Here is a 13465-nt window from a genome sequence, read left to right on the forward strand (position 1 = left end):
TACGTCCGGCATGCAACGACGCCCCTTGCTTGCCCAACGTATACTCACAGGCTTTCTCGTTCTGTTGCCGGCTTTGGCTGGGTGTGGTCCCGCGGACAGCCCAAACCCCGGCACACCGGTTGACGAGCTGCTCGCGCCGCCGCCCGAGGGTCAAGGCATTCAGCTATCGATGAAGGCGACCATCGCGCCCGGCGTGGAAGGCGAATGGTGTCAATTCGTCAAGGCGCCGGCCGAAGCGTTGTTCGTCAATCGAGACGAAGTTCGCTACACCAAAGGCAGTCACCACTTCTTGCTCTACGAAACGACCTACACCGAAATCCCCACCAAGAAAGAAAATGGCACCGTCGTCGACACGACCGGCGTATTCGATTGCTCGGATGGTGCAACGAATGGCTGGAGCGTCACGAAGCTCGTGGGAGGCTCTCAGAATGCCGACGGCACGTCCATCGTGCGTTTTCCCGAGGGGGTTGCGATGCCCGTGAAGGCCGGTGCCGTATTGCTCATGAATGCCCATTACGTGAATGCAACTTCGGAGGTGCTGGAGCCCGAAGTCCGCATCAACCTCCATACCATCCCCGAATCCGAGGTAAAACAGGAAGGGGATATTCTTTTCATGTACAACGCGTTCATTCACGTCCCGCAAATGGGGTCGTCGCGCGCGCGCATGCGCTGCCAAGTCCACAAGGACATCACCATTCAGAACGTGCAATCGCACATGCACGCTCGCGGAACGGGATACGAAGCGCTCGAGGTTGGGGGCACGCCTTTCTACACGAACGAGCAGTGGGCCGACGTTCCCGTGAAAGACTTCGACGGGGGCCTTTCGCTGAAAGCAGGCACGTGGATCGATTACGCGTGTGACTACAAGAATGCGGAAGCGCGAGACGTTTATCAGGGGCCACGTTCCACCGATGAAATGTGTATGCTCATCGGATCGTATTACCCCGCAGACCCCGCGACGGCTCATTGTTCGCTCGACGTGACCAAGCCCTTGGAAACGGGCAACCTCGGTGCAGAATGGGTGGGCGATGGCTCGGCCACCTGTGCACAAACGCTCGGTTGCATCCAACAAAACTTCGGGCCGAACTTCAACCTCGAGGGTTTCACGCAATGCGTGACGGGCTCGGATCCCGCCGTTTCACGAGAAATGAGCGACGTGGTTCAATGCATCATCACGAGCGGCAACCCGATGGTGGATTGCAAAACGCAAATCGACGCCTGCGCGGCAAAGTGAGCCTTTTGCGTCGGCACGTCATTTCTCCGTAAACACGTATTCATGTTGAGCATCGCGGACCGTGAGCGTCCGTTTCGCTCCCATCCCTGCGACTCTTTCGTTCGCCCCTGTCGAACACGAATCGAGCCCGGCCGACAAAAATACGTTGCGTCGGCTATTTCTCGACTCTATAAGGTGCGCCCAACAAAGCAGGGCGGTTTTTTGGGGAACCGGCTGTTGTCCTGACGTGCGGGACTTGCACGACGAGCAACCGTTGTCCCAACCCTTTCAGACCTGAATAAATAGGGAGATCCATGCGTATTTCGGCGTTCACCTCGAGTTTGCTCATCGTTTTTGCGGCAGCGACGGCGCACGCCCAAACGGGCACGCCGCCTCCCGACGCCGAGGCGCTCGCGTCCGGTCCCTCGGGTCCTGCGGATGCCCCCACGATCGACAAACCAAAGGCAGATTCCACAGCCGTGACCGTGTCGGCAGGCGGGCTTTTTACGAGCGGCAACTCGCGCACCATCGCGCTGACGCTCAACGGAGCTTTCGACATGCGGCGCGGAAACAACGGGTTTGGCGCATCCGTTCTGGGCAACTATGGCGAAGCCGCTCCGAGCCCCAACGATCCGATGGTGACCAGCGCCGAAAACGTGCAAGGGCGCATACGGTACGATCGCTACTTTGGCGACAGCGTATCCATCTTTCTCATCGGGACCGGTCGATACGACAGGTTTCAGGGATTGGCCTTTCGCCTCAATCTGGACCCGGGCGTCAAATACATTTTCGTCAAGAGCGCCAAAACCGCGCTTTGGGCCGAAGCTGGTTACGATTTCCAATATGACGTTCGTACCGAGGCAGGGCGGAGGGAGCTCGATGGAGACGGCAATCCTACGGGCGTGCTCCTCGATCCGACTCGTATCGATCATTCGGCTCGCGTATTCGCCGGTTTTCGCCGTGCATTCACCGAAGACGTAACCTTCTCGACGGGACTCGAATACCTGCAATCGTTCATTACGACCGACCTTGGCGATATGAACTCGCGCTTCAACTTCAATGCGGTGCTCGCAGCGAAACTCTTCAAAGGGTTTTCGCTCGGCCTGGGCTTCAATGCGGCGTACGATCGATTGCCCATTCCCGGCCGCGAGCAGCTCGACACGACCACCACGCTGAGCCTCATTTACGGCTGGGCACAAACGGCGGAAAAGCCCAAGAAAGAGGAGCCCAAGTGCCCGCCATGTCCTGAAGCGAAGCCCGGTGCCGCTCCAGCCGATCCGAAGGCTCCCGCAACACCTGCCGCGCCCGAGACGCCCGCAGCGCCGCAAACGCCGGATGCCGCAGGCACCACGACCACCACGCCAGACGCAGCCCCCGCAACGCCGCCAGCAACTCCAGCTCCGAGTGGCGGCGACGCAGCAACTCCGCAGCCGCAGCCCTGAATCGACCGGCGAGCGATTGATCCGAAAAGAGACGGGCGAGATCTATTCATTTTCTGCCCGCGTGGTACACTCGCGCCCCCCATGACGAGATCCCTCGAGGAATTGTCGCTCGCCGACATGGTGGCCGATGCGCTTGCGCAACAAGGCGTTCGCGCAGTCGTGCTGGAAAAGGACAACGGACTCGAGGTGGCGACGCGTGATGCGGAGCGCATTTGGGTCGACGCTGCTGCAGATCTCCAGCAATGGTCGATGTTGCCGGTGAACATTCGCCAGCGTAAGGCGAACTTGCTCGCGATGCGCTTCATGCATCTTCGGAGCGGTGGAGACGGTAAGGATCCGTCGAAATCCAACGTACTTCCGTTCGCGCTTCCCTCATGGCTCGTGCCGTTCGCCGAAAAAGCAAAAGAATTGGCGGGTTCTGCGCGAGTGAAAATCATTGGCGCCCTGGTGCTTGCCATTGGCGTGCTCGTCACGATTGTCGTGTTGACCCGCAAAGAGCCACCTCCACCGCCGCCGCCGGATCCTGCGAGCGAAACCGTGGCGCAACGTACGGCTCGCCTTGGACGAGCGTGTGATGCTGCGCGGGCGATGATGTGGCGCGGCGGTGCGTGGACGGCCATGCCGCTCGAAGGCTGGACGGTCGAATTGTGGTTGTCGCGAAAAGAGGGCGATCCCATATCGGCGCACCCGGCGCTCGCGAAGGTCGTGGATGCGGGCAAAGTGAATTGGGGCGAAAAGTCAGTGTTTGCGCAGATCTTGGATGGCAAAGCCGAGGTTGTCGCGGGTGCTGCCGTTGCACCGCGGACCGAGGCGACCATCGTCTTTGGTGACGGGTATGCGCGACCGTTTTTCGATATCGACAAGCGTCACGAATTCATTTCGATCGGCGAACAACTCGTCAAGGACACGAATGCCGATTGGGGAGCTCTTTATGCGCATTGCGCGCACATTGGTGCGCGCGACGTGGGAGCGTGGTTTTTCGGGCGCGATGCGGGCAAAGCTGCGACGTCGCTTTTGCATGCGATGGGCAAGCTCGTCGGAAGCAAAGGCACTGAATTCATGCCTTTTGGCAAAGACTTCGGCACGATCTCCACGCTCACGGCACGCCTCGACGAACCCGCGTTTTTTGCACTCGTTTACCAAGACGGCGCTCGTACGAGCAATCGGGACGGCATATTCGTCACGTTCCCTTTTGCCAATCCCGTCAATGCGCCACAAGCGAGCAAACGAGTGGCCACGGAGCTCGGGTTATGAACGACGTCAAAACCGAATTGTTCGTTGGTACGCATGAGTTTCGGTTTGTCCCGCCGGATCAAATTCACTTCGTCATGCGGGGCGAGTTCAAGGGAGCTCATGTCGACCCTTATTTCGATTTCGTCTTTTCACATGGCGAAAGCACCGGTGGCCTGCTCTATAGCGTCTACGACTTGAGCGAGTTTACTCGGGCCACAGAAAGTGGGCGCAAACGTGTCATCAATCCTGGCCGCCTGTACCCCTACGCGGCGCTCGCCGTCATTGGCGCGAGCTTTTCTACGCGCACCGTGGCGAAGATGATCCTCAGGGCAGGCAAGCTCGTGGCGCCGAAGCACTTCAACTTTCCCATCAAGTTCGTTTCGACGATGGATGACGCGCAAGCGTGGTTCGACGAGCTGCGAAGGAAGCGCGCCTAAACCGGTTCCACCGCGGGCCGCGGGCTGATTGCGGCTTTCTCTTCGGCTTCACTGCCGTCGCTGGTGCTTTCGGCTTTTTCCTCGTTGCTACCCGGCACCGCTCGCCATTCGTCCTTTTCCACCTTGCCGTCCACCACGGTCACCATGCGCGGCATCGATGCGGCAAACGTCGGATTGTGCGTCACGACGACGATGGTCGTGCCGTGCTTCTGGTTTACTGCGAAAAACAGGTCGTGCATGGCCACGGACGTCGCCGAATCCAAGTTTCCCGTCGGTTCGTCCGCCAATAACAGCTTGGGTGACAGCACGAGCGCCCTTGCGAGCGCCACGCGTTGCTGCTCGCCGCCCGACAATTCCCCCGGCCTGTGCGTCACGCGGTGCTTCAGCCCGACTTCTTCCAAGAGCCGCGTCGCCGGTCCTTCCATTTCTCGCCGACTCTTGCCTTGAATCAAACCCGGCATCATCACGTTTTCGAGCGCATTGAATTCGGGCAGCAAGTGGTGGAACTGAAAGACGAACCCAATCATGCGATTGCGGATTTGTGCGAGCCTCGCGCTCGGTAGTCCCACGAGCTCTTCCTGGCCCAAACGAAGATTGCCGCTCGAGGGCAAATCCAGCGTCCCGATGCAATGAAGCAACGTGCTCTTGCCAGCGCCCGAAGGCCCGACAATGGCTACGATTTCTCCCTGGTTGATCACCAAATCGATGCCGCGAAGCACATCCAGCTTGCGACCCAGGTGCACGAACGACTTGTGCAGTTTTTCAATGACGACGAGCGGCTCGGCCATGACGCTTACTCGTAACGGAGCCCGTCGACAGGCGACAACTTGGACGCCGCACGAGCCGGGTAGATGGTGGCAATGCTGCAAATGAGGAACGCCGCAAGCGCGACGATCGCGTAATCGGCCCCGTTCACGGTCACGGGTAGCCGATCGATGTAGTACACTTCCGGATCCAGTCGGACGCCAAATCGTCCCAGACCCGTACACGCAGCCAGCGCCGTTGCGACGCCGAACACGGTGCCAATGCCGCCGATGATGACGCCCTCGAGCATGAAGATGCGCATGATCGCGCCATCCGATGCGCCGAGTGCTTTCAGAATGGCAATCTCTTTGCCTTTCTCCGTCACCATGAGCAACAGCGTGCACACGATGCAGAAGCTCGCGACCGCAATCGCAATCGATAGAATGATGAACGTCGCGATTTTTTCGAGCTTGAGCGCGCTGAACAAGTTCTTGTTCATTTCGATCCAGTCGCGCACCCGCAGCGGATCACCTTTTGCCGTCTTGAAATCCGCAGCCGCCGTTTTCACCGTCGGCGTCACGTCCGCCACGTGTTCTGGATCCGGTACGCGAATGTCGATTTGACTGATGTTTTCGCCCATGTCGAAAAATGCCTGGGCTACATCGAGCTTGACGTACGCGAATGCTGCGTCGTATTCGTACATCCCGCTATAAAAAATCGCTGCCACGCGGAAACGTCGCGTCCTCGGCATCACGCCCATCGGCCCGAGGTCTCCTATCGGGGACAGGAGCGTAATTTCATCGCCCACCAGCACGTGCAGGCTCTTGGCGAGCTCTTTGCCAATGATGACGCCGGGATATGCTTTCATGTCGTCCCGGCGCAGGGCTGCTCTGAGGGCGGGATCCAAGTCCGGCGCAAGCCGCGGATCGGGGCCTTTCAAATAAGGTTCGCCCCCGGGTCCACGGCCAATCACCGTATCCGGCGGCAAGTCGGCGAGTTTGTCCGGATCATCCAAATATTCGAAACTACCAACCTCGATGTTTTGCTTGATGTCGATGACCGTCGCAATCGTATTCGTGTCGATGCCTCTCACGAGCACTCCCGCCGTATTCGAGGCTGACGAACCCATGGCATCGCCCGTCACGACCGGCGTTGCCGCAGCGTCTTGTGAGGCTATCGCAAGGCGCACGGCATCGAGCTTCGTTTCCCAATTGTCGAAACCACGCGGCTGGCCAGCATCGATGACGATATGCGCGTTGTTGCCCAAGATCTTGCGCTTCAGATCCGCGCCAAACCCGCCCATGACGCTCGTCACGGAGCACAACGCGCACGAGCTCACGCCCACGCCCGCCATGCTGAGCACACTGATGACGGTCAAAAATCCGCTTTTCGTCGCGCGCACGTGACGTGCACCTACGTACGACGTGAACGTCCGCCGCTCGAGAGCATCCAGCAGCACGGGCAAAAGGGCACTCAGCACGCCCAATAGAAAAAAGACGCTGACGCCGAGCGCTGCGAATCCGATAATTTCGTCCTTCAGCCGAAAAGGATCAAATCGATCACGGGTCATGCGCGACGCGAAAAAGGCGAGCACGGCCGTTGCCAATCCGAGAATGACCGTGATCATTCCCCAAGCCGCTGCGCCTGGCCTATTCGCCTTGATGTTCCGAGCCGCGCGAAAACCGACGAATACGGTCGCCAAAACGACCGCAACCTCGAACGCCACGAGCGATGCTTTGTCGTTCAATGCTCGCTCGCCTCGGGCCGGAGAAGGGGAAATAGAATCACGTCACGAATCGACGACGCACCCGTGAGCAGCATGGCCAGCCGATCCACGCCCATCCCAAAGCCCGCGGTCGGCGGCATCCCGAACTCGAGCGCCCGAACGTAATCTGCGTCGTAGTCCATCGTTTCCTCCGCCCCGCGCGCCTTCTTCTCCACCTGCGCCCGAAACCGAGCGTCCTGGTCTTCCGGATCGTTCAACTCGCTGAACGCATTACAAAGCTCGCGCCCGTCCACGAACAGCTCGAACCGGTCTACCAACGTTCCATCCGCGTCTTTCTTCCGCGCGAGCGGCGAAACTTCGAACGGATAGTCGACGATGAACACGGGCAAACTCTTCGACCCGTCTTCGCTGCGGTAATCCGCCGTCAAAAACGGCTCGGCCAGGTATTCGTACGCGCAAAACACGCGTTCACCCGCCGAATCACACTTCTTCATGCCCGAACGAAAGTTTGCCCAGTCAATCTCGCGCTTCTTTTCTTTGGCCGCTTTCGCCCACACCTTGATCGGCGCATCGTCCGCATCCACCGTCGTTGCAGCCTCCGGCGGAAGCCCGGATCGCTCCAGCGCATGCGCGATCGCTTGGCTCATCGGCACGCGGACAAACCGTTCGAACGTCCACGAACGCGCGGCCGCCCACGTCTTGTGTTCTTCGGGCATCGCCGCAGCAAGCGCTGCATCGGCGAAACGCAACATCGCTTCGGTCTGGTCCATCAGCGTGTCGTACGTCGCGTACGCCTGGTAGTACTCGAGCATCGAGAACTCCGGGTTGTGCCGCGTGGACAAACCTTCGTTGCGGTAACAACGAGCGATCTCGTAGACGCGTTCGAATCCGCCCACGACGAGCCGCTTCAAGTAAAGCTCGGGCGCGATGCGCATGAACAAGTTCATGTCGAGCGTGTTGTGGTGCGTCGTGAACGGTTTCGCCGCAGCTCCGCCGATGATCGTGTGCATCGTCGGCGTTTCCACTTCGACAAACCCGCGTTCGTCGAAGAAGCGCCGCAGCGCCGAGATGACCAGCGTCCGCGCGCGAAAGACGCTCGCAACCTCGCGGTTCGCCACGAGATCCACGTACCGCATGCGGTAACGCGACTCGACGTCCTTGAAGCTCGTCTTCGTCGGCAGCGGCCGATACGCCTTCGTCAGCAGCCGAAATCCCTTCGTGAAGACCGACAGCTCGCCCTTCTGCGTGGCCATCATCGTCCCGTGCGCTTCGACGAAGTCGCCAAGGTCGATCTCTTCGGCAAGGCGTTGGTAGTCCGCTCCGAGCTGTGATTCATCGCAGTACAGTTGCAGCTCGCCCGTGCGATCGCGCAGCCGCACGAACGTGACGCCACCCATCTGCCGCATGAAAAGCACGCGTCCCGCAACGCGCACCGCGTCCGGCTTCACCTTGTCCGCGTCGTGCCTGCCGCCCGCGTTTTTCGCGTGATCCTGCCCTGCGCGAGCTTCGGCAAGCGGCACGAGCGGCTCGCCCGACGTCACGTCGTTCGCGAACGGATTTTCCCCTCGAGCGCGAACCTTCGTCGCCTTCTCTTTACGCACTGCGATCAGCACTTCTTCCGGATGCTGACCTGCTGCTACGGCTGCCGGTTTGTCTTTGCTCACGCGTCGTCCTCCGCCACCACTTGGCCGCCCTTCTTGAGCGTCCCGCCCGCCGCCGCGAGCAAGTAGGACTCGATGAACGAATCGAGCTCCCCATCGAGCACCGCGTCGACGTTGCTCATTTCCGTTCCCGTTCGGACATCCTTCACCAAACGGTACGGAGCGAGCACGTAGTTGCGAATCTGGCTGCCGAAGTTGATGCTGCTCTTGCTCGCGTTGTATGCGGCGTTTTCCGCATCGCGCCGAGCGAGCTCTCGTTCGTACAATTTCGCTTTCAGCATCTTCATCGCCATCGCGCGGTTCTGATGCTGGCTTCGTTCGGCACGACAAACGATGTTGATCGTCGGGTCGGGCAAGTACCGCAAACGCACGGCCGTTTCGACCTTGTTCACGTTCTGGCCACCTTTGCCGCCCGCCCGCATCGTCGTGATCTCGATGTCCTTCTCGTTCACTTGGATGTCGATGTCGTCGCCCACGTCGGGCGTCACTTCCACGGCGGCAAACGCTGTTTGTCGCGTGTGATCCGCGTTGAATGGACTCATGCGCACGAGCCGATGCACGCCCGCTTCGCTGCGCATATAGCCGTACGCCGCCGGCCCCGTGACGGTGAACGATGCGGCATCGATGCCCGCTTCGTCGCCATCTTGGTAGTCGATCATCTCGGTCTTGTATCCGCGACGTTCCGCCCAACGCAGGTACATGCGCAAGAGCATCGCGGCCCAATCCTTCGCGTCCGTACCACCCGCGCCCGGATGAATGCTCACGATGGCCGCGGACTGATCCGCCGGTCCTGCGAGCATCCTGTCGAGCTCCACTTGGCGCAGGCGCCTGGCGATCTCGGCAGCTTGTTTGTCGCAGTCCGCAATGGCCGCGTCGTCATTTTCCGCGGCAGCCATCTCCAAGTACTCTTTCAAGTCGGCGATTTCTCGCCCGAGCTTCTGCGCGAGCTCGAGCTTTTGCTCGACGTCGGCGCGTTTACGAAGCGTGGCTTGAGCCTTGGTTTGGTCGTTCCAAAAGCCTGGTGCGAGCGTTTTTTGAGTCAGTTCTGCCAAGAGGCGTTCGAGCTTGGGGACGTCAAAGATGCCCCCTTAGCGCCTCAAAGCGCCTTTCGAGGTCCAGGATCGTTTCGCGCGTTTCGCTCAGCATGGTGGCGGCTATCTATTCGATTTCGGCCGCGTGTGCCAGGTGGGTTTTGACGGGACGGATGGCGCGGGCCCCGAGCACGTGTCGCGTCGGTCATCGTAACCATGAAGCGGGTGCTTGCGGGAGCACGTGCGAGCAAACGGGCGTGCTCGACGTAAGCATGGGCGGCATTGGCTCGACACATACACACGCCATCTAAAAAGCGGTTTACCGGACGCACTCGCATGTTGACGCGCCTCAGGCGAGCGAGGACAACACGAAGTTGGAGGAGATGTTGGGAGCAAGGTGCGCTCGAATCTCGAATATATGCCGGCGTTTGCCGAAGCGTGGTTCGAAACCGACGCAATTGGTCAACAAGCTGTTGGCCAATTGCCGAAGCCGACACACTTGTCCAACAAGGTGTTGGACAAGTGCCCTGGGGTCACAACGCGGCGCTTTTTTTCGAAGCTGACGACGCGAGAAGCACGTCTTGCCCACGCCGAGCAAGAAGCCGCGCAGCACAGCCGAGTCGACCGCGCTGCGCGCAGCTTTGGGGATGACGGAGGGTTTGTCAGGACGGATCCGGCCCAGGCGTCTTTTCGCCGTTCGCAGGCAGCTCGGGCTTCTTGATGTAGTCCTTGGGAATCTCGCCCGTGAGCGCTCGCAAGAACACCGCGATGTCCTTGGCATCCTGATCGGGCAGCTCTTTGCCGAGCTGGTGATACGCCATCGCCTGAATGGCCGTCTCGAGCCTGTCGTAAGCCCCATCGTGGAACCACGGACCCGTCTCGGCGACGTTGCGCAAGCTCGGGACGCGGAAAACCATGCGGTCTTCTTCCTTCTTGGTGACCTCGAAACGACCGGGATCCTTCTGGTTCGGGTAAGGCTTGACGAGCCCGAGCTTCTGGAACGTCGATCCACCGAGCGCCGTGCCGCTGTGACACGTGGTGCAGCCGTTTTGGACGAACTTGGACAAACCAGCTCGTTCCTGGTCGGAAAGCGCGGTTTTGTCGCCGCCGAGGTACTTGTCGAAGCGCGAAGGCGTCACGAGCCCTCGCTCGAACGCGCCGATCGCCTTGGCCATGTTGTCGTAGCTGATGCGCTCTTTCTCATCGACATCGGGAAACGCGGCCTCGAAGGCTTTTTCGTACCCTTCCATCGACGCGAGCAAGTCGACGACGCTCTGTTCGTCCTTCATGGCCATCTCGATGGGGTTCAAGATGGGGCCCTTGGCCTGATCTTCGAGCGTTTCAGCGCGGCCATCCCAGAACTGCGAAGCGAGCGCGCCGGCGTTGTAGACGGTGGGCGCGTTTCGTCCGCCAAGCTGACCTTTGTGTCCTTTTGACACTTTGGTCCCGTCGACGCCGAACTTCTCGAGGTCGTGGCAAGAGTTGCAGGAAATGTCTTGGTTCTTCGACAAACGCGCGTCGAAGAAGAGCATCCGTCCGAGGGCAACTTTGGCGTCGGTGATGGGGTTTGTCTCGGTCTCGAACTTGGCCGGAAGCGTGCCGAAGGTTTTCTTGGCGTCGGCCATGTCGAGGTCCGCGAGCGACGTGGCGGCCTGTTTGGCGTCGGCGCCCTTCTTCTTTTGCTGGAAGGGCAGGGGAGTCGCTTCGCGCTCGCCACAACCCGTGGAACCGGCGAGCAAACCTGCGGAGATCAAACTGAGGGACAAGAAGAGACGAAGGCGCATCGGTGACGAGTCTCCTCGGAGCGTTGCCCAATGGGCGGGCGAACGGAACGCTCCAGCGTGGGCATCCTCTTAGGCGATCCGGGTGGGGGGCGTCAACTAGGTGGGTGGGGAAAGGGCGCGCGAGCTGTTCCTAGGCCGCGCGGCGAGCATCATCATGCGACGGTACGTAATGATGCAATCTGGTTGCTACGCTATGCGGAGACATGCCCGACGAAACTTTTGAATGGCACGAGCGGTGAGCGACGCGAGCGAATGATCGTTGTGCTAGCTTCCCAGCGTGGACGTAAAAGCTCTTCCTTTTTCCAACGATGAGATCGGTAAGCACGTCATTCGCGTTGAGAATGGCATTCTGCAGGTATTGTTTTCCGGTCGCGTGAGCGTCGAGGAAGCCAAACGCATCCAAGCGTGCGTGCTCGAGGCTGGGGATCGGTTTGGGCTGCTCGCGGCGCTCGTCGATCTCGACGGGCTTGCGGATTTCGACTCGGGAAGTCGAGCGCATTTCGCGCGTCCCAGTCGTCCTTATCCGTTTTATGCCGTTGCTTATTACGGCGGGAGCTTCCCCGTGCGCGTGCTCATCCTGACGGTGATGCGCGCAGGCAAGCTCATCGTTCCGAAAGCGTTCGACTTCGAATTGCAGACGTTCGAGAAGGAGGCCGAGGCGCGCCGTTTTCTCGAAACGGCGCGCGCGAAAAGACACGCGGCGAATGAAGCGTCACGCCATCTCTAGAAACAACCTGTCCGGATTTTCGAGATACCCGATGATCTCGTACGCGAAGGCCGCGCCGATGTGACCATCGATGATGCGGTGATCAAAGGACAAGCTCATCAGCATCACGTCGCCAATGACGATTTGACCGTCCCGCACCACGGGCTTTTGCTTCATCTGGTGAATTCCCAGAATCGCAACTTCGGGGAAATTCAATATGGGCGTCGCAAATAACCCACCTTGCGCCCCGAGCGACGTAATCGTGAACGTCGACCCGCCAAGATCCTCGGCTTTGACCTTGCCCGCTTTGGTATCGTCCGCCAATCGCTGAATGTCTCGCGCAATGTCGAGAATGCTCTTGCGATCGGCGCGACGAACGACCGGTACCATCAGCCCCGCTTCGGTCGCCGATGCAATGCCGATGTCGTAATACTTGCGCGTCACGATTTCTTGCGTGCCTTCGTCGAATGCACCGTTGAGCGACGGGTGCTTCTTCAGCGCCGCTACGACCGCTTTCACGAAAAATGGCAGGAAACTCAGCTTGACGCCCGCTTTGTCCGCGGCAGGCTTCAGGCGCGCGCGCAAATCCTTCAATGCCGTCACGTCGCATTCTTCGACGAACGTGAAATGCGCGGCCGTATGCTTCGACCGGCCCATTTGCTCGAAAATGCGCTTGCGCACGCCTTTCAGCGGCACTCGCTCCTCGAGCGCTTCCTCGCCCTTTGGCGGAGGTGGAACGCGCATTGGAGCCGGGGCCTTGGCCGCCGAAGCGACGGGCGGAGGCTCGGGCTGCGCAACAGGCGGAGGCGCTCCGCCGGTGGGACGGACGCCCATGGCCATCGGCGCGGGCGTATCGACCGGCGCGGCAACAGTCGACGGAGGGATACTCATGGGCGCTGCAGCCGAACCTGCGGCCGTTGCCCGCACGTCGTCCTTGGTCACGCGTCCATAAGGTCCCGTCGGGGGAACGCGCCGAAGGTCGATACCCAGATCACGCGCGAGTTTTCGCGTGGCGGGCGTCGCCAATGGCTTTTCATTGTAATATGCGGGCACGACGTCTTTTGCGACGCCATTGGTCGGAGTTGCCGGAGCCGCTGCCGCTTTCGGCATCAGATTCATGCCCGGCAAATCTTCGCGAATGTCCCCCACGGCCGTCGCCGCGGGCCCTTCGTTCTTCGCAGCCACTGCGGTTGGAGCCGCGGGCGCAAGCGTATGCGCCGTGGGAGCCGGTGCGGCTGCGGTAGCATCGAGGTCGAAGACCACGAGCACCGAATGCACCGCGACGACTTGACCTTCTTTGCCCCGCGTTTCGACGATTTTGCCCGCCTTGGGTGACGTAATGGTCACCGTGGCCTTGTCCGTCATCACCTCGACCATCGGCTGGTCTTCTTTGACGATTTCGTCTGGCGTCACGAGCCATTTGACGATTTCGCCCTCGGTGACCCCTTCGCCGATATCGGGAAGCTTGAACTCGAAGCGTGCCATCTC

At 60.2% G+C, this 13465-nt stretch carries 11 protein-coding genes; 5 read left to right on the forward strand and 6 right to left on the reverse strand.

What is annotated here, in order from left to right; all coding sequences use genetic code 11:
- Positions 1–10: 10 nt before the first annotated feature.
- From IPM54_03755 to IPM54_03770, 4 genes are all read left to right on the forward strand, one after another.
- Positions 11–1234 (forward strand): hypothetical protein, encoded by a 1224-nt coding sequence (locus tag IPM54_03755; protein MBK9258928.1) that lies wholly within the window; start codon positions 11–13, stop codon positions 1232–1234.
- Positions 1235–1527: 293 nt separating this feature from the next.
- Positions 1528–2655, forward strand: a complete 1128-nt coding sequence (locus tag IPM54_03760) for a DUF481 domain-containing protein (GenBank protein MBK9258929.1) — start codon at positions 1528–1530, stop codon at positions 2653–2655.
- An 81-nt stretch (positions 2656–2736) separates the two neighbouring features.
- On the forward strand, positions 2737–3909 hold the full coding sequence (locus IPM54_03765; GenBank protein MBK9258930.1) for a hypothetical protein: 1173 nt from the start codon (positions 2737–2739) through the stop codon (positions 3907–3909).
- On the forward strand, positions 3906–4325 hold the full coding sequence (locus tag IPM54_03770; protein MBK9258931.1) for a hypothetical protein: 420 nt from the start codon (positions 3906–3908) through the stop codon (positions 4323–4325). Before IPM54_03765 ends, IPM54_03770 begins: the two co-directional genes overlap by 4 nt.
- Here the strand turns inward: IPM54_03770 and IPM54_03775 are convergent.
- The 5 genes from IPM54_03775 to IPM54_03795 all read right to left on the reverse strand — a co-directional run bounded on the left by IPM54_03775 (position 4322) and on the right by IPM54_03795 (position 11271).
- A complete protein-coding gene (locus IPM54_03775) occupies positions 4322–5113 on the reverse strand; it encodes an ABC transporter ATP-binding protein (protein MBK9258932.1) in 792 nt (263 codons plus the stop codon). The two genes, IPM54_03770 and IPM54_03775, sit on opposite strands and share 4 nt — an antisense overlap.
- A gap of 5 nt (positions 5114–5118) precedes the next feature.
- Positions 5119–6696: an ABC transporter permease gene (locus IPM54_03780; GenBank protein ID MBK9258933.1), complete on the reverse strand. Its 1578-nt coding sequence runs from the start codon at positions 6694–6696 to the stop codon at positions 5119–5121.
- A 116-nt stretch (positions 6697–6812) separates the two neighbouring features.
- Positions 6813–8459 (reverse strand): lysine--tRNA ligase, encoded by a 1647-nt coding sequence (gene lysS / locus IPM54_03785; GenBank protein ID MBK9258934.1) that lies wholly within the window; start codon positions 8457–8459, stop codon positions 6813–6815.
- A protein-coding gene (prfB, locus tag IPM54_03790) for a peptide chain release factor 2 (GenBank protein ID MBK9258935.1) occupies positions 8456–9602 on the reverse strand; the annotation gives its coding sequence in 2 pieces (ribosomal slippage) (positions 8456–9532 and positions 9534–9602; 1146 coding nt in all). The genes lysS and prfB overlap by 4 nt, the downstream gene beginning before the upstream one ends.
- A gap of 547 nt (positions 9603–10149) precedes the next feature.
- The gene (locus tag IPM54_03795; protein MBK9258936.1) at positions 10150–11271 is read right to left on the reverse strand and encodes a cytochrome-c peroxidase; all 1122 of its coding nucleotides are present in this window, start codon (positions 11269–11271) and stop codon (positions 10150–10152) included.
- Between the two features lie 277 nt (positions 11272–11548).
- On the opposite strand from IPM54_03795, the gene IPM54_03800 reads away from it, so the two are divergent.
- Positions 11549–11998 carry an STAS/SEC14 domain-containing protein gene (locus IPM54_03800; GenBank protein ID MBK9258937.1) on the forward strand — a complete coding sequence of 150 codons (450 nt, stop codon included), beginning with the start codon at positions 11549–11551 and terminating at the stop codon, positions 11996–11998.
- Here IPM54_03800 and IPM54_03805 read toward each other — a convergent pair.
- Positions 11984–13462 (reverse strand): 2-oxo acid dehydrogenase subunit E2, encoded by a 1479-nt coding sequence (locus tag IPM54_03805; GenBank protein ID MBK9258938.1) that lies wholly within the window; start codon positions 13460–13462, stop codon positions 11984–11986. The genes IPM54_03800 and IPM54_03805 overlap by 15 nt on opposite strands.
- Positions 13463–13465: the final 3 nt, after the last annotated feature.

The organism is Polyangiaceae bacterium, assembly GCA_016715885.1.
Taxonomy (GTDB): domain Bacteria; phylum Myxococcota_A; class Polyangia; order Polyangiales; family Polyangiaceae; genus Polyangium.